Below are 21,435 nucleotides of genomic sequence, written 5' to 3' on the forward strand. Positions count from 1 at the left end.
GTGGAGATTGCACTGTGGACATTCTTTATCTCTTGATTCCCCTGTCGGTGGCCTTGGTGCTGCTGGTTCTGCTAGGGCTGTGGTGGGCGGTCTACCGTGGCCAGTTCGAGAACGTGGAGCAAGAAGGCGAACGCATTCTTCGGGATGGTTGACACGGGTCAACATAACAACATTCCTAGTAAGGTTAATATTTCCGCAGAACTAAGAGGTGACCAATGGATTCTCCAAAACAAGCAAGTGCTGCGCATTACAACGATACCGTTGTGCGCCAGTTTTCGATCATGGCCGTGGTCTGGGGGGTAGTTGGCATGCTGGTGGGCGTGTTCATCGCCGCACAGCTAGCCTGGCCTGAACTCAACTTCGGCATCCCATGGCTCAGCTATGGGCGCCTGCGACCGCTGCATACGAACGCGGTGATTTTTGCCTTCGGCGGTTGCGCGCTGTTCGGCACCAGCTACTACGTGGTCCAGCGTACCAGCCAGGTGCGCCTGTTTGCCGGCCCCCTGGCTTCCTTCACCTTCTGGGGCTGGCAGCTGGTCATCCTGGCGGCCGCCATCTCCTTGCCGCTGGGCTACACCAGCGGCAAGGAATACGCCGAACTCGAATGGCCCATCGACATCCTGATCACGCTGGTCTGGGTGTCGTATGCCATCGTGTTCTTCGGCACGATCGGCATCCGCAAGGTCAAGCACATCTATGTGGCCAACTGGTTCTACGGCGCGTTCATCCTCGCGGTGGCCGTGCTGCACCTGGTCAACAGTGCCGCCATTCCGGTCGAGCTGATGAAGAGCTACTCGGCCTATGCCGGCGTGCAGGACGCCATGGTGCAGTGGTGGTATGGCCACAATGCCGTGGGCTTCTTCCTCACGGCGGGCTTCCTGGGCATGATGTACTACTTCATCCCCAAGCAGGCTGGCCGTCCGGTGTACAGCTACCGCCTGTCCATCGTGCACTTCTGGGCGCTGATCTTCACCTACATGTGGGCGGGTCCGCACCACCTGCACTACACCGCGCTGCCCGACTGGACGCAATCCGTGGGCATGACTTTCTCCCTGATCCTGCTGGCTCCCAGCTGGGGCGGCATGATCAACGGCATCATGACCTTGTCGGGTGCCTGGCACAAGCTGCGTGACGACCCCATCCTGCGTTTCCTGATCGTGTCGCTGTCGTTCTACGGCATGTCCACGTTCGAAGGCCCGATGATGTCCATCAAGACCGTCAACGCGCTGTCGCACTACACCGACTGGACCGTGGGCCATGTGCACTCCGGCGCCCTCGGCTGGGTGGGCCTGATCACCATGGGCTCGCTGTACTACCTGGTGCCCCGCCTGTTCGGCCGTGAAAAGATGCACTCCATCAAGGCCATCGAAATCCACTTCTGGCTGGCCACCATCGGCATCGTGCTGTACATCGCCGCCATGTGGATCGCCGGTGTGATGCAGGGTCTGATGTGGCGCGCCGTCAATGCCGATGGCACGCTGACCTACACCTTCGTCGAGAGCGTGAAGGCCACCTATCCGTTCTACGTGATCCGCGTGGCCGGTGGTCTGCTGTACCTCGGCGGCATGGTGATCATGGCCTGGAACGTCTGGATGACGGCCATTTCGGGCCGTTCGGTGGCGGTGGCCATCCCCGCTGTCCAGCCCGCACACGCCTGAGATTCGAGGTAACCATACATGTCCAATAACAATGCTTCGACGGGTTTCAGCCACGAAACGGTGGAAACCAATAACTTCCTGATGATCATCCTGATCGTCCTGGTCATCGCCGTGGGCGGGCTGGTGGAAATCGTTCCGCTGTTCTTCCAGAAGTCGACGACCGAGGCGGTCAAGGGGGTGGAGCCCTACGCTCCGCTGCAGCTGATGGGCCGCGATGTCTATCTGCGCGAGGGCTGCTACAACTGCCATTCGCAGATGATCCGCCCCTTCCGTGCCGAGACCCTGCGCTATGGCCACTACTCCGTGGCGGGTGAATTCGTCTACGACCACCCGTTCCAGTGGGGCAGCAAGCGGACCGGTCCCGACCTGCATCGCGTGGGTGGCAAGTACAGCGACGAATGGCACCGCATCCACCTGAACAACCCGCGTGACGTGGTGCCCGAATCCAACATGCCTTCCTACCCCTGGCTGGAAAAGAACGCGGTGGATCCGACAGCCGTGGCACCGCGCATGAAGGCGCTGCGCAAGGTGGGCGTTCCCTATACGGATGCGCAGATTGCCGCCGCCGCCGATGAGGTGAAGGGCAAGACCGAGATGGATGCCCTGGTGGCCTATCTCCAGGTCATGGGCCGCGCGCTCAAGTAAGAGGAGATTCCACCATGGACATCACCACGATGCGCATCGTTTTCACGCTGCTGTCGTTCGCCTGTTTCGCAGGTATCTGGGTCTGGGCGTACTCGCGCCGCAACCAGAGCCGGTTCGACGAGGCGGCGCAGCTCCCATTCGCACAAGAATGATCACCACCAGAACGAGAACAACCCATGAGTGACTTCACTAGCAATTTCTGGTCGGTTTATGTGGCCGGCCTGACCCTCGTCAGCATCATCGCCTGCGCGCTGCTTCTCTGGATCACCGCACGCAAGAAGGTCGTGGCCACGGCTGACAACACCACGGGCCATGTCTGGGACGAAGACCTGACGGAGATGAACAATCCCATGCCCCGTTGGTGGATGTGGATGTTCGTCATCACCATCGTCTTCGGGCTGGGCTACCTTGCGCTTTATCCAGGCCTTGGCACTTTCGCTGGCCAGCTGGGCTGGTCGCAGCTGGGCGAGTACAAGCAGGAAATGGCCAAGGGCCAAGCACAGATCGAGCCGTTGTACGCCCGCTTCGCTTCGATGAAGCCGGAAGAGGTGGCGGGCGATGCCCAGGCCATGGCCATCGGCGAGCGCCTGTTCATGAACAACTGCGCGCAGTGCCATGGTTCCGATGCGCGGGGCAGCAAGGGCTTCCCCAGCCTGACCGATGGCGACTGGCTGCACGGGGGCTCGCCCGAGAAGATCAGCGAGACCCTGCACCAAGGCCGTGTCGGCAACATGCCTCCCATGGCCGCCGCGGTTGGCACGGCAGAGGATGTCCGCAATGTGGCGCACTACGTGATGAGTCTGTCGGGCAGCCCGCACGACTCGGTGCGCGCGTCGCAAGGCCAGGCCAAGTTCGCGGCTTGCGCCGCGTGCCATGGCATGGACGGCAAGGGTAATCAGGCTCTGGGAGCCCCTAACCTGACTGATGACATCTGGCTGCACGGCTGGGGCGAAGCTGCCATCACGGCTATGATCAACAACGGCAAGGTCAACGAGATGCCCGCCCAGGCCGGCAAGCTGACCGATGCCCAACTCGGTGTGCTGACTGCTTACGTCTGGAGCCTCTCCAACAAGTCGTCGGGCGCTGCTGCCCGCTGAGACTGTGCTGGCAACGGTGGTGCCCATGGCACCACCGTTTTTTTGTTTCCAAGCCAGTCTGTTCCGAGAAAAAAACGCCATGAATACCCCCAGCGGGAAGCCCCGCAAGGTGATTCCCATCGCGTCCACCGGCGGTGAAGCGGTTTCACTGTACGAGGCGCAGAAAAAAGTCTACCCACGCTCCATCAGCGGTTTCTTTGCCCGCTGGCGCTGGCTGATGGTGTTTTTCACCCAGTTGGTGTTCTACGGACTGCCCTGGCTGGAGTGGGGCCAGCGCCAGATGGTGCTGTTCGATCTGGGGGCGCGCCGCTTCTATATCTTCGGACTCGTCCTGTATCCGCAGGATTTCATCTACCTCACCGGCCTGCTGATCATTTCGGCGCTGTCGCTGTTCCTCTTCACGGCGGTGGCCGGGCGGCTGTGGTGCGGTTTTGCCTGCCCGCAGACGGTCTACACCGAGATCTTCATGTGGATAGAACACAAGATCGAGGGAGACCGCAGCGCGCGGCTGCGGCTGGACAATAGCCCCTGGACCTTCGAGAAGACCTGGAAGAAGTCGCTCAAGCAATTCGTCTGGGTGCTGTTCTCGCTGTGGACGGGCTTCACCTTCGTGGGCTATTTCGTTCCGATCCGCGAATTGGGCATCGAATTGCTGGCCCTGCAGGGTACTTGGCAGATCTTCTGGGTGGGCTTCTACGGTTTCGCCACCTACGGCAATGCAGGCTTCCTGCGCGAGCAGGTCTGCAAATACATGTGCCCGTATGCGCGCTTCCAGAGCGCCATGTTCGACCCCGACACCCTCATCGTGACCTACGACGAAGCACGGGGCGAGCAGCGTGGTCCGCGCGTCAAGACCGTTGACTACAAGGCCAAGGGTCTGGGCGATTGCATCGACTGCACGCTGTGTGTGCAAGTCTGCCCCACCGGTATCGACATCCGTAACGGCCTGCAATACGAATGCATTGGCTGTGGCCTGTGTGTGGACGCGTGCAACAGCGTCATGGACAAGATGAACTACCCGCGCGGGCTCATCCGTTTCTCCACGCAGAATGGCGTGGCCCAGGGATGGAGCAAGGCACAGATACTGCGCCGCGTACTGCGTCCGCGTGTGCTGATTTATACCGCCATCTTGCTGGCGCTGTGCGTGGCCCTGCTGGCCAGCTTGGTGGTGCGCACGCCGCTCAAGGTGGATGTGGTGCGCGACCGCGCGGCCCTCTCGCGCATCGTGGCCGGCGGCAAGCTCGAAAACATCTATCGCCTGCAGATCATGAACGCCACCGAGGCTGGGCAGCGCTACCGCATCGCGGCGCGCGGTCTGGAGGGCCTGGAGCTGGCCTCCGAAGCGGAGTTCGAGATCGATGCCGCAGAGTCGCGCTGGGTGGTCGTGCGCCTGCAGATTCCGTATGGTTCGGTGCCCTCCGGTTCGCATGCCGTGCACTTCGACATCGAGGCAGTGGGTGCGGGCGCACGGGTCACTGAAAAATCGGTGTTCCTCGTGCCCCGCTGAGCATGGGCCGCAGTGCTACGCGCAACCTTTCCTGGAAAATTTCACCATGACAACACCCTCCGCAAACAAACCCGCCAATCCTCCCTGGTGGAAGTTCGGTTATGTCTGGCTGATCGTGGCGGGCCCCGCCATCGTCATCGTGGCGGGTATCGTGACCCTCTGGATCGCCGTGCGAATGCCTGACCCCGTGGTGGCGGAGGACTATTACCGGCGTGGCGTGGAGATCAACAAAACGCTGGAGAATCCGGACACGGCCCTGTTGCCGGCCATGAAGGGTCGCAACCATGCGGCCACTCCCGAAGGGGACAAGCCCCGCTAGGGGAGGCTGCACGACAGCGGCCGCACCGACACCCTGACAATGACGCAAGGAGACGATTCGATGTGGAGCCAACGTTTGATGTGGATTGCCTGGCCTGCCTTCCTGATGGCGGGCGTGCTGGAAATGCTGGTTTTCGCCATGGTGGACCCGCAGGACCTCCAATGGTTTGGCCATCCGCTGGCGTTGTCCCGGGCGGCTGTGTACACCGCCGCCTTCTTCGTCTTCTGGTTCGTGGCCATGGCTTCCAGCGCCTTGACCACCTTGCTTGCCATGTCGCCCTTCGAGGTCAATCGCTGCCCGGTGCCGGAAGGGGCTCGTCCTGGCGATTGCCGCAAATCGTGATCGTCCCTGGCGCATGAGCGTGGCCATGTGCTCCGGGCCCCTTTCTTGTTCGACCTCCCAAGAGTTTCGTGATGACCGAACCTGACCGTTTCCAGTTCAGCACCTGTGATTTGTGCGACGCGCACAAAGCCGACGACAGCGGTGCCTTTCGCGTACTGCCGCCTGTGTTCACGGCCTACGGTGCTGTCGCGGCGTTCGCTGGGCCCGTGAGCACGGTCAAGTGCTTTGAAGACAACACTCTGGTCAAGGCCGCCGTGGATTCGCCGGGCCATGGCCGGGTGCTCGTGGTCGATGGCGGCGGGTCATTGCGCCGTGCCCTGGTGGGCGGGAACCTGGCCGCAGCCGCGGCGCGCAATGGTTGGGCGGGGGTGGTGGTCAATGGCTGCGTGCGCGACGTGGCCGAACTCAATGCCGCCGATGTTGGCATCCGCGCCCTGGCGTTGATGCCGCTGCCCACGGAAAAGCGCAATGAAGGGCAGCGCGACGTTGTGGTGCAGATCCAGGGCATCTGGGTGCGGCCAGGCGACTGGCTTTACGCCGATGCCGATGGCATGGTGGTCAGCGCGACATCACTGCACTGAACGTCCGTTCCGGGCAGGGCGCGAGGGCAGGGTGGCCAGCAGCACGCTGGTCAGTGCCATGCCCAAGGCCAGCCACTGCATGCCCCCGAGCGTCTCACCCAACACCAGCACACCCACCAGGGCCGCGCTGATGGGCAGGAACACAGAGAAGACGCCTCCCTGCGCCGCAGGCACCGCCTTGAGGCCCGTCAGCCAGAGCCAGACGGTCCACTGGCAGGCTGCCAGGGCATACAGGACCAGCAGCAGCCAGTGGCCCAGGCTGACCGTGGCGAAATCGAATTCCCATGCGTGGTACAGACCCAGCGGGGTCGACAGCGCAAAACCCCAGAGATTGATCAGCGTGGAGATGCGCCTGGGCCCCAGGGTTGCCGTGAGCTTCTTGCCGATGACGGAATAGGCCGCCTCGCAAGCCACGGCGGCCAGCAGCAGCCATTCGCCAAGCCCAACCATGTCTTGAGTGCTTTTGGCCTGTAATGCCGATGTGGAAAGCGCTACGCGCTCTTGTTTAAATAGCGAGAACAACGCAATCCCCAATACCGCGCAGACCACGGCCCACCAAACGCGCGCTGACACGTGCTCACGCAGGAACACCCAGCTCATCACGGCAATGGCTGCGGGGATCGCAGACATGACCACACCGGCGGTTACCGCGCTGGTGAGGCTCACACCGGTGACCATGCAGGCAGTGAACAGGAAATTACCCAGGAACGATGTCAGAAACAGCAGCCCGTGCGTGCGGCTGTCGAATGCGGGCTCGTCAGCAGGTTTCGGGAGCCAGTGGGCCATGGCCACCGCGCCGATGCCAAAGCGCAGCCAGGCGAGCAGGAAGACTGGCAGCACGGCCGCCAACGGCTTGGAGAGTGCCACATAGCCCCCCACCAGTGCCATGCTGAGCGCGAGACAGATATAGGCGACCGGACGGTTGGGAGGCATGGGGTTGCAGGAGGCGGATGGGGTCAAGGGGCGATCATCCCAGATGCCGCGTTCTGCAGTGTTCCGCGCGGGATATTCTGCATTGTGCAAATAAGATTTCGCATCGCGATAAGTGGCGATGGTGCGGTGCGGGAAAATTTCTCAATACAAGAAATAATATTTCGCATTGTGGTAATAAGATGCTAACAGGTTGATTCGCAAATAAAAAATTTATGTCTTCTATAAGACATAAGATGTTGCGCAAGTCTTATAGAAGACTTAAAGTACATCCCATGGACAGCCGCAATGTTGTCCCCGGCATTTCAATCAACCCGACGGAGTAATCACATGCCCCAATCCCTGACTCAACAACTGAGCCGCGAACAGCAAATTGCCGCCCTGGAAAAAGACTGGGCGCAGAACCCCCGCTGGAAGGGCGTGAAGCGCGGCTACACCGCCGCCGACGTGGTGCGCCTGCGCGGCTCGCTGCCCATCGAGCACACGCTGGCCAAGCGCGGCGCTGAAAAGCTGTGGGAGAAGGTCAACGGCGGTGCCAAGAAGGGCTATGTGAACGCCTTCGGCGCCATCTCCGCCGGCCAGGCCATGCAGCAGGCCAAGGCCGGCCTGGAAGCCGTGTACCTGTCGGGCTGGCAGGTCGCCGCCGATGGCAATACGTCGGAAACCATGTACCCCGACCAGTCGCTGTACGCCTACGACTCGGTGCCCACCATGGTGCGCCGCATCAACAACACCTTCAAGCGCGCCGACGAAATCCAGTGGGGCCGTGGCATCAACCCCGGCGACAAGGAATTCATCGACTACTTCCTGCCCATCGTGGCTGACGCCGAAGCCGGTTTTGGCGGCGTGCTGAACGCCTTCGAGCTGATGAAGAACATGATCGCTGCCGGCGCTGCGGGCGTGCACTTCGAAGACCAGCTGGCTGCCGTGAAGAAGTGCGGCCACATGGGCGGCAAGGTGCTGGTGCCCACGCAGGAAGCCTGCGAAAAGCTGATCGCCGCCCGCTTCGCAGCCGACGTGATGGGCGTGCCCACCATCATCCTGGCACGTACCGATGCCGAAGCCGCCAACCTGATCACGTCCGACCACGACGCCAATGACAAGCCTTTCCTGACCGGCGAGCGCACGCAAGAAGGTTTCTACCGCGTCAAGAACGGCCTGGAGCAAGCCATCAGCCGTGGCGTGGCCTACGCTCCCTACGCCGACCTGGTGTGGTGCGAAACCGGCGTGCCCGACATCGGCTTCGCCCGTGAATTCGCCCAGGCCGTGCTGGCCGCCAACCCCGGCAAGCTGCTGTCGTACAACTGCTCGCCTTCCTTCAACTGGAAGAAGAACCTCAACGACTCGCAGATCGCCTCCTTCCAGGAAGAGCTGTCGGCGCTGGGCTACAAGTACCAGTTCATCACGCTGGCCGGTATCCACATCAATTGGTTCAACACCTTCCAGTTCGCCCACGCATACGCTCGCGGCGAAGGCATGAAGCACTATGTGAACATGGTGCAAGAGCCCGAATTCGCAGCACGTGAGAAGGGCTACACCTTCGTGTCGCACCAGCAAGAAGTGGGTGCAGGCTACTTCGACGACGTGACCACCGTGATCCAGGGCGGTTCGTCCTCGGTGAAGGCCCTGACCGGTTCCACCGAAGAAGAGCAGTTCCACTGATCTGTCGCGCCACTGCGCACGAGCCCGAAGCGTCCGCTTCGGGCTTTTTTGTTGGCGCAGGGTAAAATGCGGCATCGATCAATGCACAAGGGCGAGAAAGGCATGCTGGTTATGACACCGCGAACTACATCGGAGATGTTCACCGGCCGTTGAGGCTGGCCGTTCGCGCCTGCACGAGATTCACCTCTCTCCCTTCCAAAAAGCGCGGACCTGTACCGCGCTTTTTTGCTTTCCGGGCCTGGGAAGCGCGCGCTCCCCATCTGAAAAGATTTGACAAGGATTCCCATGATTCACATCACGCTCCCCGACGGTTCCCAACGCGAATACCCCGGTCCGGTCACGGTGGCCGAGGTGGCTGCCTCGATTGGCGCCGGCCTGGCCAAGGCCGCGCTGGCCGGCAAGATCGGTGACAAGGTGGTCGATACCAGTCACCAGATCACGCAGGACAGCCCGCTGTCCATCGTCACGGCCAAGGATGCCGACGGCCTGGAAGTGATCCGCCATTCCACCGCACACCTGCTGGCCTACGCGGTGAAGGAGTTGTTCCCCGAGGCGCAGGTCACCATCGGCCCCGTGATCGAGAACGGCTTCTACTATGACTTCGCCTACAAGCGCCCCTTCACGCCCGAAGACCTGGTGGCGATCGAGAAGCGCATGGCCGAGCTGGCCGCCAAGGACGAGCCCATCGTGCGCCGCGTGCTGCCGCGCGACGAGGCCGTGGCGTATTTCAAGGGCCTGGGCGAGCACTACAAGGCCGAGATCATCGCCAGCATCCCCAGCAACGAGGACGTGAGCCTGTACCGCGAAGGTGCCTTCGAAGACCTGTGCCGTGGCCCCCACGTGCCCAGCACGGGCAAGCTAAAGTTCTTCAAGCTCATGAAGGTGGCTGGCGCCTACTGGCGTGGCGACCACCGCAACGAGATGCTGCAGCGCGTCTATGGCACGGCCTGGGCCACGAAGGACGAACTGCAGCAGTACCTGACGATGCTGGAGGAAGCCGAGAAGCGCGACCACCGCAAGCTCGGCCGCGAACTCGACTTGTTCCACATCGACGAGCATTCGCCTGGTACCGTGTTCTGGCACCCCAAGGGCTGGACGCTGTGGCAGGAGGTGGAGCAGTACATGCGCCGCGTGTACCGCGACAACGGCTACCAGGAGGTTAAGGGCCCGCAGATCCTGGACAAGACCCTGTGGGAAAAGACGGGGCACTGGGACAAGTACCGCGACAACATGTTCACGACGGAGAGCGAGAAGCGTGACTACGCCCTCAAGCCGATGAACTGCCCCGGCCACATCCTGATCTTCAAGCAGGGCATCAAGAGCTACCGCGACCTGCCGCTGCGCTACGGCGAGTTCGGCCAGTGCCACCGCAATGAGCCCACGGGCGGCCTGCACGGCATCATGCGCGTGCGCGGCTTCACGCAGGACGATGGCCACATCTTCTGCACGGAGGAGCACATCCTGCCCGAATGCATGGCCTATACGGCCCTGCTGCAGAAGGTCTACAAGGACTTTGGCTTCACCAACATCATCTACAAGGTGGCCACGCGCCCCGAGGCGCGCATTGGCTCCGACGAGAGCTGGGACAAGGCCGAGCACGCGCTCATGGAAAGCCTGCGTGCCTCCGGCTGTGAGTTCGAGATCGCCCCCGGCGACGGTGCCTTCTACGGCCCCAAGATCGAATACACGCTCAAGGATGCGATCGGCCGCCAGTGGCAGTGCGGCACCATGCAGGTGGACTTCTCCATGCCCGAGCGCCTGGATGCCGAATACGTGGGTGAGGACGGTGCCCGCCACCGCCCGGTCATGCTGCACCGTGCCATCGTCGGCAGCCTGGAGCGCTTCATTGGCATCCTGATCGAGGAGCATGCCGGCGCGCTGCCCACGTGGCTGGCGCCGGTGCAGGTGGCGGTGCTCAACATCACCGATGCGCAGGCCGGATACTGTCGCGAAATTGCCGAAAAACTCGAAAAAGCATTGCCCCAGAAGCCTTTGCGTGTGGCCCTGGATCTGCGTAACGAAAAGATTACGTATAAAATACGGGAGCATTCCATGCAAAAGCTGCCCTTCATCCTCGTCGCGGGCGACAAGGAGCGGGCTTCTGGTGCCGTCGCAGTGCGTGCCCGGGGCAACAAAGACCTCGGGGTGATGCCTGTGGATGCGTTCATCGAACTCATCGCCAAGGCTGTTGCATCTAAAGACTGAGTTGCGTGAAATGTGCCTCCGGCACGATGTGGTCGTGCCGGAGTAGCTACGTTTTTTGTAGCACATTTTTTCAAGGGTGAGAGCCATAGCTACTGAATTTCGTGATCGTCGCCAACGTGAAGAGCGCAAGCACCGCCTGAACCGTGAAATCATGGCGCCAGAAGTCCGGCTTTCGGGTCCGGAGAACGAGCCGATCGGCATCGTGAGCCTGGCCGAGGCGCTGCGCATGGCGGGCGACCTGGATGTGGACTTGGTGGAAATCGCCGCCACGGCCAATCCGCCGGTCTGCCGCCTGATGGACTACGGCAAGTTCAAGTACCAGGAACAGAAGAAGGCGGCGGAAGCCAAGGCCAAGCAGACGGTCATCGAGATCAAGGAAGTCAAATTCCGCCCCGGTACCGATGATGGCGACTACAACATCAAGCTGCGCAATATCCGCCGTTTCCTGGCGGATGGCGACAAATGCAAGATCACGCTGCGCTTTCGTGGCCGCGAGATCACGCACCAGGAGCTGGGGCTCGCGCTGTTGAATCGCCTCCGTGACGATCTGGCCGACACCATCCTGGTGGAGCAGTTCCCCAAGCTGGAAGGCCGGCAGATGATCATGATGATCGCTCCGGCGCGCAAGAAGGTGGCGGGGGGCAAGCCGTCGGCGGATGCCGTCGCCGGTGCGGATGCGGCGGGCTGACCCGCGGCGCTGAACAGAAAGAACTGGCTGGCCCGCGAGGGCGGGCCGGGTAGAAAAAGGGTGGCGACACCCTTCGCGGCGGGCGTAAAGCCCGCCGGTAAAAGTGGCTCGGGGCCAACAAGTTTGCAAGCCGGTTTGCAAACGCCTCACGAGCACAAAAAAGAGGAGCATTCACATGCCCAAAATGAAGACCAAGAGCAGCGCTAAAAAGCGCTTCCGCGTTCGTCCAGGTGGTACCGTCAAGCGCGGTCAGGCCTTCAAGCGTCACATCTTGACCAAGAAGACCACCAAGAACAAGCGCCACCTGCGTGGTGCAGTGGCTGTGCATGAGACCAACATGGGCTCCATCGCACAAATGCTGCCCGGTGCTGGCCTGTAATCAACTGACGAACAAGGAGTACTCACATGCCTCGCGTCAAACGTGGTGTAACGGCCCATGCCCGTCACAAGAAGGTTCTGGCCCTTGCCAAGGGTTTTCGCGGTCGCCGCGGTAATGTCTTCCGTATCGCCAAACAGGCGGTAATGAAGGCTGGGCAATATGCCTACCGTGACCGCCGTGCCAAGAAGCGCGTGTTCCGCCGCCTCTGGATTGCCCGTATCAACGCCGGTGTCCGTGAACTGGGTCTGACCTACAGCCAGTTCGCCAACGGCCTGAAGAAGGCTTCCATCGAGATCGACCGCAAGATGCTGGCCGACCTCGCGGTGCACGACAAGGCTGCCTTCGGCAGCATCGTGGAACAGGTCAAGGCCAAGCTGGCTGCCTGAGTTCACGGCGGGCAACTATCTTTTTGATAGCTGCCAGCGCTTAAACAACAAGGGCTAGGGCTTGAAAAGGCACTAGCCCTTGTTTCTTTTGAAGAATGCATATGAACGAGTTGGACTCTCTGGTCGAAAGCGCGCGGCAGCTGTTCGCGCAAAGCGCCACGCCGGCCGATCTGGAAAACGCCAAGGCCCAGTTCCTGGGCAAGTCCGGTCGCGTGACCGAGCTGATGAAGGGCATGGCGCAGCTGTCCGTGGAAGAGAAGAAGTCGCGCGGCGCTGCCATCAACGTGGCCAAGCAGGCCATCGAGGCCGCCCTCACGGCGCGCCGCCAGGCACTGGCAGATGCCGAGCTGCAGGCGCAGCTGCAGGCCGAGGCGCTGGACGTGACCCTGCCGGGGCGCCAGCGTGGCCAGGGCGGGCTGCACCCCGTGTCGCTGACGCTCGAACGCATCCAGGGCATCTTCGGCTCCATGGGCTTCGACGTGGCCGAAGGCCCCGAGATCGAGACCGACTGGTTCAACTTCACCGCATTGAACACGCCCGAGGACCATCCCGCGCGTTCCATGCACGACACTTTCTACGTCGAGGGCGGCACGCCCGAGGCGCCCAACCTGCTGCGCACGCACACCAGCCCCATGCAGATCCGCCACGCGGTGCAGCATGTCAAGCGCCACCGCGCGCTGCTGGATGCCGGCCAGCCCATGCCCGAGATCCGCGTCATCGCGCCGGGCCGCACCTACCGCGTGGACAGCGACGCCACGCACTCGCCCATGTTCCACCAGTGCGAAGGCCTGTGGATTGGCGAGAACGTCAGCTTCAAGGACCTCAAGGTCGTCTTCACGGCGTTTTGCCGCACCTTCTTCGAGAGCGATGACCTGGTGCTGCGCTTCCGTCCCAGCTTCTTCCCGTTCACCGAGCCCAGCGCCGAGATCGACATCCAGTTCCAGGACGGGCCGCTCGCCGGCCGCTGGCTGGAGGTGGCCGGCTCCGGCCAGGTGCACCCCAACGTGGTGCGCAACATGGGCCTGGACCCCGAGCGCTACATCGGCTTCGCCTTCGGCATGGGCCCGGACCGCCTGACCATGTTGCGCTATGGCGTGAACGACCTGCGCCTGTTCTTCGACGGCGACATCCGTTTCCTGTCGCAGTTCCAGTAATGCAAAAAGGTGAGCTGCCAGCGCGCGCCCATATTGGTTTTCAGTATGTTTTCATGCTGAAACGTACCATTGATAAGCGCCAGCAGCTCTCTTTTCAAGAGCACGCCAAAGAAGTCTGACTATGCAATTTCCTGAATCCTGGTTGCGCGAATTCTGCAACCCGCCGCTCACCACCCAAGAACTGGCCGACACCCTGACCATGGCGGGGCTGGAGGTCGAAGAGCTGCAGCCCGTCGCGCCGCCGTTCACCAAGATCGTCGTGGGCGAGATCAAGGACGCCCAGCAGCACCCCAACGCCGACCGCCTGCGCGTGTGCCAGGTGGACGTGGGCCAGGGCGAACTGCTGAACATCGTTTGCGGCGCACCCAACGCGCGCGTGGGCATCCGCGTGCCCTGCGCCATGGTGGGGGCCGAGTTGCCGCCCGGCGAGGACGGCAAGCCCTTCCTCATCAAGGTCGGCAAGTTGCGCGGCGTGGAAAGCCAGGGCATGTTGTGCTCGGCGCGCGAGCTCAAGCTCTCCGAAGACCATGGCGGCCTGCTGGAGCTGCCGCTGGACGCCCCGCTGGGCCAGGACATCCGCCAGTACCTGAATCTGGACGACACCCTGTTCACGCTCAAGCTCACGCCCAACCTGGCGCATTGCCTGAGCGTCTACGGCGTGGCGCGCGAGGTCGCCGCCCTGACCGGCGCGCCGCTCAAGGCGCCCGCGTTTCCAGCGGTGGCCATTGCGCTGGACGACCAGCTGCCCGTCAAGGTCAGCGCCCCCGACCTGTGCGGCCGCTTCTCCGGCCGCATCGTGCGCAACGTCAACACGCAGGCCAAGACGCCGCAGTGGATGGTGGACCGCCTGGCGCGCTGCGGCCAGCGCAGCGTGGCGCCGCTGGTGGACATCTCCAACTACGTGATGTTCGAACTGGGCCGTCCCTCGCACATCTTCGACCTCGACAAGATCCACGGCGGCCTGGACGTGCGCTGGGGCCGCGCGGGCGAGCAGCTCAAGCTGCTCAACGGCAACACCGTCGAAGTGGACGAGAAGGTCGGCGTGATCGCCGATGACAACCAAGTCGAATCGCTTGCCGGCATCATGGGTGGCGACGCCACGGCCGTGTCCGACGACACGCGCAACATCTACGTCGAGGCCGCCTTCTGGTGGCCCAAGGCGATCGCCGGTCGCTCGCGCCGCTACAACTTCTCCACCGACGCGGGCCACCGTTTCGAGCGCGGCGTCGATCCACAGCTCACCGTGGAGCACATCGAGCGCATCACCCAGCTCGTCATCGAGATCTGCGGCACGCCCGAGACCGCCTGCGGCCCGGTGGTGGACCAGCAGGTGGCCATGCCCCAGCCCCAGCCCGTCACGCTGCGCGTGGCGCGCGCGGCCAAGGTCATCGGCATGCCGCTGACCCAGGCGCAGTGTGCCGACGCCCTGCAGGGCCTGGGCCTGCCGGTCACGCTGGGCGAAGGCACGGTCACCGTGGCACCTCCCTCGTACCGCTTCGACCTCGCCATCGAGGAAGACCTGATCGAGGAAGTGGCGCGCATGGTGGGCTACAACAACCTGCCCACCACACCGCCGCTGGCGCCCATCACGCCCAAGCTGCAGGCCGAAAACCTGCGCAGCCCGTTCGCGGTGCGCCGCCAGCTCGCGGGCCTGGGCTACCAGGAAACCATCAACTTCAGCTTCGTCGAGGAGCGTTGGGAGCGCGAGCTGGCCGCCAACGCCAATCCGATCAAGCTGCTCAACCCCATCGCCAGCCAGATGAGCGTGATGCGCTCGTCGCTGCTGGGCTCGCTGCTGCAGGTGCTCAAGTTCAACCTCGACCGCCGTGCCGAGCGCGTGCGTCTGTTCGAAGTGGGCCGCGTGTTCCTGCGCGACGCCTCCGTGCAGAATACCGACACCACCGTCGAGGGCTTCCGCCAACCCATGCGCGTGGCCGGCCTGGCCTGCGGCGGCGCCGACATGCTGCAGTGGGGTCGCAAGGAGCAGGCGATCGACTTCTACGACGTCAAGGGCGATGTCGAGGCGCTGCTGGCGCCGCTGCAGCCCCGGTTCGAGCCCGCCACCCACCCGGCCATGCACCCGGGCCGCTGCGCGCGCGTGCTGCTCGACGGCCAGGCCATCGGTTTCGTGGGCGAGCTGCATCCGCAGTGGCGTCAGTCGTGGGAACTGCCGCAGGTGCCGGTGCTGTTCGAGCTGGAGCTCGACGCCGTGCTGCGCCGCGACGTGCCGCGCTTCGCGCCGGTGCACAAGCACCAGGCCGTCGAGCGCGACCTGGCGGTGGTGGTGGCGGAGCAAGTCACGCACGCCGACATCATGGGTGCCATCCACGCGGCCCTGCCGGCCACGCTGCTGCGCGGCGCCGTGCTGTTCGACGTGTACCGGCCCAAGGTGGCCAAGGACGGCAGCGTCACCGGAGGCCTTGCCCTGGGCGAGAAGAGCCTGGCCGTGCGCCTGACCCTGGGTGGCGAGGCCACGCTGACCGACGCCGAAATCGATGCGGCCGTCCAGTCCGTGCTGGCACGGTTGGTGGAGCAGGTGGGCGCCAAGCTGCGCGCGTGATGCGGGAACGGAGCAACGACGTGATCGAATTTGCCGTAGAAAGCCTGGAAACCCCGGCACTGACCAAGGCGCAGCTGGCCGATCTGCTGTTCGAGCATATCGGCCTGAACAAGCGCGAGTCCAAGGACATGATCGACGCCTTTTTCGATCTGATCGCGCAGAGCCTGGTCGATGGCGAGGATGTCAAGCTCTCGGGCTTTGGCAACTTCCAGATCCGCACCAAGGCGCCGCGCCCCGGGCGCAATCCGCGCACGGGCGAGGCGATCCCGATCGGCGCGCGCCGGGTTGTCACCTTCCACGCCAGTAGCAAGCTCAAGGAACAGATCCAGAACGCGTCCGGTTCTTGAGCCGGTTCCGTGTGTGGCTCAATTGCCGCATGCGGCTGGCGCAGCGTGCGGACCTGCGGTACTCTCCTTGGTTTCCCGCTGCATTGTTCCTGCCATCACCCATGGGTACGCTGCTCCCTTCCATCCCGGCCAAGCGCTATTTCACGATTGGCGAGGTCGCCGAGCTGTGTGGCGTCAAGCCCCATGTGCTGCGCTACTGGGAGCAGGAGTTCACCCAGCTGCGCCCCATGAAGCGGCGCGGCAACCGGCGTTACTACCAGCACCACGAGGTGCTCATGATCCGCCGCATCCGGGACCTGCTGTACGACCAAGGCTTCACCATCAGTGGAGCGCGCAACAAGCTGCAGGAGATGCTCCACCAGGCGCGCGGCAACCCTGGCGATGCCGCGGAACCCTTGCTGGACGAGGGCCGGGAGGCCCTGGCCACGGGGCCTCTGGCCGCGCCCGCGTTTGAAACCATGGCCGACATGGATGCGGTGCGCCAGGAATTATTGGAAATTCGTGTGCTTCTCTCAGAAGGCGCCTAAATCCAGTATATAATTTCAGTCTTGTCGGCGTGTGGCGCAGCCTGGTAGCGCACTTGCATGGGGTGCAAGGGGTCGAAGGTTCGAATCCTTTCACGCCGACCATTTTTCGATATGTCAACGGGTTACAGTAGAAATGCTGTAACCCGTTTTCATTTTCAGGCCGCCGCCCGCGCGGTGGCCATTTCCCACGGCCTGGTCCCCGCCGGTGGTGAAGGGCTTTGTTGGAGCAAACCATGGACAAGCACTACCTCACACCGCTTTTCTCGCCGGAGTCCGTCGTGGTCTTCGCCGGCCGCCAGGACGATGAAGCCGCCCTGGCTCCTCACGCCAAGATCCTGCACGAGGCCCTGCGTGCCCAGCGTTTCAGCGGGCGCCTGGTGTTCCTCGACATCCACACCACCGGCACGCTGGCCGATCTGGCGCAGACGCGCGCGGACCTGGCCATCATCGCGCTGCCTCCCGAGGATGTGGCGGCCGCGCTCGAAGTGGCGGGGCGCATGGCCTGTGGCGCCGCGCTGGTGATCTCCAGCGGCATCGGCCCGGAACTGGCCGTGGAGCTGAAGAAGATCGCACAGCGCGAAGGCATGCACCTGCTCGGCCCCAACTGCCTGGGCATCCAGCGCCCGGCGCTGCAGCTCAACGCCAGCGCGGCCGGCCCGCTGGCCCGCACGGGCTCGCTGGCGCTGGTGTCGCAATCGGGGGCGCTGACCGCCTCCATCCTGGACTGGGCGCGCAACAATGCCGTGGGCTTTTCCTCGGTGGTGTCGCTGGGCCCCAATACGGCGGTGGACATCGCGCAGGTGCTGGATTTCCTCGCGAACGATCCCCAGACGCACAGCATCGTGGTCTATCTGGAAGGCATTTCGAGCGCGCGTACCTTCATGAGCGCCTTGCGCTCGGCCGCCAACGCCAAGCCCGTGGTGGTGCTCAAGGCGGGCCGCAAGCCCGCGGGCAATGAGGCGGCGCAGACACACAGCGGCACCATCGTGGGCAGCGACGATGTGTTCGACGCCGCCCTGCGGCGCGCGGGTGCCGTGCGCGTGCGCTCTTTCGTCGCGCTGTTCTCGGCCGCCAAGTGCCTGGCCTCGCGCTACCGGCCCGTGGGCCGCCGGCTGGCCATCGTCACCAACGGCGGTGGCCCGGGTGTGCTGGCGGCCGACTGGGTCAACGAGATCTTCCTGGACCTCGGCAAGCTCTCGCATGAGTCCATGCAGGCGCTCAAGCCCCAGCTGCCGGCGCTCGCCTCCCTGGCCGACCTGATCGATTTGTCGGAGGACGCGTCGGCGGAGCACTACCGCCTGGCGGTCGAGGCCGCCTCCAGGGACCGCCAGGTCGATGGCGTGTTGGCCATCCATTCGCCCAAGTCGGGCGTGGACCCGGCCGAGGTGGCGCGCGCGCTGGCCGATGTCAAGCGCCAGATGACCAAGCCGCTGCTGTCGTGCTGGATGGGTGATGCCACGGTGGTTCCGGCGCGCGGCATCCTGCTGGAGGCGCAGATCCCGAGCTTCCGCACGCCCGAGGCGGCCGTCGGCGCTTTCGGCAACATCGCCTCGTTCCACCAGAACCAGCAACTGTTGCAGCAGACGCCGCCACCGCTGTCGGCGCTGGCCAAGCCCGACATCGAAGGGGCGCGCCTGGTCATCGAGAGCGTGCTGGCCGAGCGCCGCAAGGTGCTCACCGAGATGGAGTCCAAGACCCTGCTCGCGGCCTTCCACATTCCTGTCACCAAGACCATCCTGGCGCGCAGCGCCCACGAGGCCATGATGATCGCCACGCAGCTGGGATTCCCGGTGGCGCTGAAGATCGACTCGCCCGACATCAGCCACAAGTCCGACGTGCAGGGCGTGGCGCTGAACATCATGGACGGCGCGAGCGCGCGCGATACCTACACCAACATGGTCGAGCGCGTGGCGCGCCTGCAGCCGGGCGCGCGCATCAACGGCGTGACCGTGCAGAACATGGCGCGCGCGCGGCGCGGCCGCGAGGTCTGCATCGGCCTGGTCACCGACGACCCGTTCGGCCCCGTGATCACCTTCGGCGCTGGCGGCACCATGATCGAGCTGATCAACGACCGCGCCATGGAACTGCCGCCACTGAACCAGTTTCTCGCGCGCCGCCTCATCGAGCGCTCGCGCGTCGCCGAGACGCTGGGTGAATGGCGCGGCGCCAGCGCCGTGAACATGGAGGTGCTGGAACAGGTGCTGCTGCGCGTGTCGGAAATGGTCTGCGAGCTGCCACAGCTGCGCGAGATGGACATCAACCCCATCATCGTGGACGAGTCGGGCGCGGTGGCCGTGGATGCGCGCATCGTCATCGACCATGCGCCGCAGGCGGCCAGCGGAAGCTCCAGCCAGTACGGCCACCTGGCCATCCTGCCGTACCCCGCGCGCTTCGAGCAGGTGTGGCCGCTGCCCGGCGGTGGCGAATACACCGTGCGTCCCATCCGCCCGGACGACGCGCAGATGCTGCAGGCCTTGGTGCAGAGCCTCTCGCCCGAGAGCCGGTATTTCCGCTTCGTCTCGTCGATGGCGCAACTGCCGCCGATGATGCTGGCGCGCTTCACGCTGATCGACTACGACCGCGAGATGGCGCTCGTGGCCGTCCTCAAGGAGCGCAAGGCCGACCCCGACGGCGAGATCACCGAAACCGAGCGCATCGTGGGCGTCTCGCGCTACATCACCAACCCCGACCACACGAGCTGCGAGTTCGCGCTGGTCGTGGCCGATGATTTCGCGGGCAAGGGCCTGGGCTCGCGCCTGATGCACAGCATCATGGACGTGGCCCGCGAGAAGGGCCTGGCCGAGATCGAGGGGCTGGTGCTGGCCAACAACCCGCACATGCTCAAGCTCATGCGGGCGCTGGGCTTCTCGATCAAGTCCTTCCCCGACGATCCCGAATTCAAGATGGTGTCGCACACGCTCTGAGCGTGCGCGCCCACGCCCCGCTGGCGCTCAGTGGGGCATCTTGATGGCCTGCCAGCCCGCGTGGTCGAAGTGCTTGCCGTAGGCGTTGGCGGCCTGGGCCACCTTCACCACGCCAGCAGCACGCTTCTTTTCGCCGTGCTTGCCCTGCGCGGCCTCGGCGCCACTCGCCAGGTCGGCCACGATGATGTGCAGCTGTGCATCGGCCTTGGGGTCGAGCTTGCAGTTCTCCACCATGTAGGCGATCCGTGCCTCGATCTCCTTGCCAAAGGTGTCGTAGTCGGCGGCCGAGGCCTTGCCGGCATGCGCGGCGGGCAGCGTCTGTGCCACGGCGGCCTGCACGCCCGACATGGCCTTGCGCAGCGCCTCGTCGGTGCCCCACTTCTTGCCGGCGTTGAGCGTGAGCTTGTGCGGGCCTGGCTTGCCGTGGTCGTGGGCGTCGGCGGCCAGCGCGGCCAGGGGGGAGGTCAGGGCCAGGGCCAGCAGCAGGGCGATCGGTGATTTCATGCGGTACTTTCGTGAGGGTTGAACGATGGCAGGGCTGGCTTGCACGCCGGCCCTGACTGCTTGAACGCAGCGCCGCGCCGGAATGTTCCCTGCATGTGCATCCCTCAGTCGCGGTGGAGCTGTTCTTCCTCGGTGCTTTCCTGGGCGTAGCGGGCCAGCAGCAGTTCCATGAGGCGCGCGCGCTGGCGCTCGTCGAGCAGGGCGCGCTCGGCCAGCAACTGCGTGATCACGCGCTGCTGCTGCGCACCCTGCAGACGGGCGATCGCGGCCTGCTCCGCGTCGATGGCGGCCCGGTCGGGCGTGGCGGCGAAGATCTGCCGTACCAGGGCTTCGCGGTGCCTCCGGATGGCCTGCCAGTTGGCGGCCAGTTCCTGCAGGAAGCCGGGCTCCAGCGCCTGCCAGCGGGCGCGCTGCTCGGCGCTCAGCTCCAGATGGTCCGGCAGGTGGATGGCAGGCGCGGGGGCTGTCTGCGCACTGGGCGCGGGTGGGGCGGGCCGCAGCACGAGAGCGGCGACAACCCCGAGGTTCAGGGCCAGCGAGACGGCCAGCAGGTAGGGGGTCCAGGGGCGGTGGATCATGGCAGTCCTTTCAGTGGGCGGCACAGTTCGGTGGCGGCGCACAGCCCCCCCGGCGGCACCGGGTCGAACACGCGCGCCAGGGAGGCAGGGCGCGTGCCGGCCGTGGCTCCGCCCAGCAGCAGGCTGCCCAGCCACACCCCCGATGCCAGCGCCATGCCCGTCGCAAGGCCGGCCGGAAGCCAGCCGATCCAGGGCCGCGGTCGGGGTGGGGGGCGGCGTGGCCGGGGGCGCAGGCGGCCTTCGATCCGGGGGGCGAGGTCCAGGCCCGGCGTCGGGGAGGGCAGGGAGCGCAGGGCCTGCCGCAGCGCCGCCAGCTCGGCGAGTCGCTGCTGGCAGGCGCCGCAGCCGCGCAGGTGCTGCCCAAGCCGCGCTTGCTCCGCAGGCGCAAGCATGTGGTCGGCATAGGCGGACAGTGCTTCGGTGGTGGGGCAGGTCATGTTTT

At 64.3% G+C, this 21,435-nt stretch carries 23 protein-coding genes and 1 tRNA gene; 20 read left to right on the top strand and 4 right to left on the bottom strand.

The features are described 5' to 3' along the window. The first annotated feature begins 14 nt into the window (after positions 1-14). The 9 genes from ccoS to rraA all read left to right on the top strand — a co-directional run bounded on the left by ccoS (position 15) and on the right by rraA (position 6,149). Positions 15-152, top strand: a complete 138-nt coding sequence (ccoS, locus tag D8S75_RS13160; RefSeq protein ID WP_119966815.1) for a cbb3-type cytochrome oxidase assembly protein CcoS — start codon at positions 15-17, stop codon at positions 150-152. Between the two features lie 63 nt (positions 153-215). Further along, entirely contained in the window at positions 216-1,658 is a 1,443-nt protein-coding gene (gene ccoN, locus D8S75_RS13165; RefSeq protein ID WP_119966816.1) for a cytochrome-c oxidase, cbb3-type subunit I, read from the top strand. An 18-nt stretch (positions 1,659-1,676) separates the two neighbouring features. Continuing rightward, positions 1,677-2,303 carry a cytochrome-c oxidase, cbb3-type subunit II gene (gene ccoO, locus D8S75_RS13170; protein WP_119966817.1) on the top strand — a complete coding sequence of 209 codons (627 nt, stop codon included), beginning with the start codon at positions 1,677-1,679 and terminating at the stop codon, positions 2,301-2,303. Between the two features lie 14 nt (positions 2,304-2,317). Next, on the top strand, positions 2,318-2,455 hold the full coding sequence (locus tag D8S75_RS13175) for a cbb3-type cytochrome oxidase subunit 3 (protein WP_119966818.1): 138 nt from the start codon (positions 2,318-2,320) through the stop codon (positions 2,453-2,455). Positions 2,456-2,479: 24 nt separating this feature from the next. Next, positions 2,480-3,400, top strand: a complete 921-nt coding sequence (ccoP, locus tag D8S75_RS13180; RefSeq protein ID WP_119966819.1) for a cytochrome-c oxidase, cbb3-type subunit III — start codon at positions 2,480-2,482, stop codon at positions 3,398-3,400. A 79-nt stretch (positions 3,401-3,479) separates the two neighbouring features. Next, complete coding sequence (ccoG, locus tag D8S75_RS13185) at positions 3,480-4,907, top strand: cytochrome c oxidase accessory protein CcoG (RefSeq protein WP_119966820.1); 1,428 nt, start codon at positions 3,480-3,482, stop codon at positions 4,905-4,907. Between the two features lie 46 nt (positions 4,908-4,953). Next, positions 4,954-5,226 carry a FixH family protein gene (locus tag D8S75_RS13190; RefSeq protein ID WP_119966821.1) on the top strand — a complete coding sequence of 91 codons (273 nt, stop codon included), beginning with the start codon at positions 4,954-4,956 and terminating at the stop codon, positions 5,224-5,226. A gap of 60 nt (positions 5,227-5,286) precedes the next feature. Further along, positions 5,287-5,568, top strand: a complete 282-nt coding sequence (locus D8S75_RS13195; protein ID WP_119966822.1) for a hypothetical protein — start codon at positions 5,287-5,289, stop codon at positions 5,566-5,568. Positions 5,569-5,639: 71 nt separating this feature from the next. Further along, a complete protein-coding gene (rraA, locus tag D8S75_RS13200; protein WP_119966823.1) occupies positions 5,640-6,149 on the top strand; it encodes a ribonuclease E activity regulator RraA in 510 nt (169 codons plus the stop codon). Here rraA and D8S75_RS13205 read toward each other — a convergent pair. After that, positions 6,138-7,082: a DMT family transporter gene (locus D8S75_RS13205; protein ID WP_119966824.1), complete on the bottom strand. Its 945-nt coding sequence runs from the start codon at positions 7,080-7,082 to the stop codon at positions 6,138-6,140. The genes rraA and D8S75_RS13205 overlap by 12 nt on opposite strands. Positions 7,083-7,409: 327 nt before the next feature. Between D8S75_RS13205 and aceA the strand changes: the two genes are divergently transcribed. The 11 genes from aceA (at position 7,410) to D8S75_RS13260 (ending at position 19,911) form a co-directional block, all read left to right on the top strand. Further along, complete coding sequence (aceA, locus tag D8S75_RS13210; RefSeq protein WP_119966825.1) at positions 7,410-8,741, top strand: isocitrate lyase; 1,332 nt, start codon at positions 7,410-7,412, stop codon at positions 8,739-8,741. Between the two features lie 285 nt (positions 8,742-9,026). Further along, entirely contained in the window at positions 9,027-10,946 is a 1,920-nt protein-coding gene (gene thrS, locus D8S75_RS13215) for a threonine--tRNA ligase (protein ID WP_119966826.1), read from the top strand. A gap of 76 nt (positions 10,947-11,022) precedes the next feature. Further along, positions 11,023-11,634, top strand: a complete 612-nt coding sequence (gene infC, locus D8S75_RS13220) for a translation initiation factor IF-3 (RefSeq protein WP_119966827.1) — start codon at positions 11,023-11,025, stop codon at positions 11,632-11,634. A gap of 175 nt (positions 11,635-11,809) precedes the next feature. Continuing rightward, positions 11,810-12,013: a 50S ribosomal protein L35 gene (rpmI, locus tag D8S75_RS13225; RefSeq protein ID WP_056645539.1), complete on the top strand. Its 204-nt coding sequence runs from the start codon at positions 11,810-11,812 to the stop codon at positions 12,011-12,013. 26 nt (positions 12,014-12,039) lie between these two features. Further along, positions 12,040-12,399, top strand: a complete 360-nt coding sequence (rplT, locus tag D8S75_RS13230) for a 50S ribosomal protein L20 (protein WP_119966828.1) — start codon at positions 12,040-12,042, stop codon at positions 12,397-12,399. A gap of 101 nt (positions 12,400-12,500) precedes the next feature. Then, positions 12,501-13,553 carry a phenylalanine--tRNA ligase subunit alpha gene (gene pheS / locus D8S75_RS13235; RefSeq protein WP_119966829.1) on the top strand — a complete coding sequence of 351 codons (1,053 nt, stop codon included), beginning with the start codon at positions 12,501-12,503 and terminating at the stop codon, positions 13,551-13,553. A gap of 121 nt (positions 13,554-13,674) precedes the next feature. Then, positions 13,675-16,113 carry a phenylalanine--tRNA ligase subunit beta gene (gene pheT / locus D8S75_RS13240; protein WP_119966830.1) on the top strand — a complete coding sequence of 813 codons (2,439 nt, stop codon included), beginning with the start codon at positions 13,675-13,677 and terminating at the stop codon, positions 16,111-16,113. Continuing rightward, entirely contained in the window at positions 16,113-16,460 is a 348-nt protein-coding gene (locus D8S75_RS13245; protein ID WP_119966831.1) for an integration host factor subunit alpha, read from the top strand. The genes pheT and D8S75_RS13245 overlap by 1 nt, the downstream gene beginning before the upstream one ends. A 101-nt stretch (positions 16,461-16,561) precedes the next feature. Further along, positions 16,562-16,987, top strand: a complete 426-nt coding sequence (locus D8S75_RS13250; RefSeq protein ID WP_119966832.1) for a MerR family transcriptional regulator — start codon at positions 16,562-16,564, stop codon at positions 16,985-16,987. A 25-nt stretch (positions 16,988-17,012) separates the two neighbouring features. Then, positions 17,013-17,089 (top strand) — tRNA-Pro (locus tag D8S75_RS13255). A 131-nt stretch (positions 17,090-17,220) separates the two neighbouring features. Next, positions 17,221-19,911: a bifunctional acetate--CoA ligase family protein/GNAT family N-acetyltransferase gene (locus D8S75_RS13260; protein ID WP_119966833.1), complete on the top strand. Its 2,691-nt coding sequence runs from the start codon at positions 17,221-17,223 to the stop codon at positions 19,909-19,911. Between the two features lie 27 nt (positions 19,912-19,938). Here the strand turns inward: D8S75_RS13260 and D8S75_RS13265 are convergent, their stop codons facing one another. The 3 genes from D8S75_RS13265 to D8S75_RS13275 all read right to left on the bottom strand — a co-directional run bounded on the left by D8S75_RS13265 (position 19,939) and on the right by D8S75_RS13275 (position 21,430). Continuing rightward, positions 19,939-20,415, bottom strand: coding sequence for a hypothetical protein (locus D8S75_RS13265; protein ID WP_119966834.1), 477 nt, complete (start codon positions 20,413-20,415; stop codon positions 19,939-19,941). 104 nt (positions 20,416-20,519) lie between these two features. After that, positions 20,520-20,993, bottom strand: coding sequence for a Spy/CpxP family protein refolding chaperone (locus D8S75_RS13270; protein WP_119966835.1), 474 nt, complete (start codon positions 20,991-20,993; stop codon positions 20,520-20,522). Further along, positions 20,990-21,430, bottom strand: coding sequence for an anti-sigma factor family protein (locus tag D8S75_RS13275; RefSeq protein ID WP_119966836.1), 441 nt, complete (start codon positions 21,428-21,430; stop codon positions 20,990-20,992). The genes D8S75_RS13270 and D8S75_RS13275 overlap by 4 nt, the downstream gene beginning before the upstream one ends. Between the last annotated feature and the right edge of the window lie 5 nt (positions 21,431-21,435).

This window comes from Simplicispira lacusdiani, from assembly GCF_003604195.1.
GTDB lineage: Bacteria > Pseudomonadota > Gammaproteobacteria > Burkholderiales > Burkholderiaceae_C > Simplicispira > Simplicispira lacusdiani.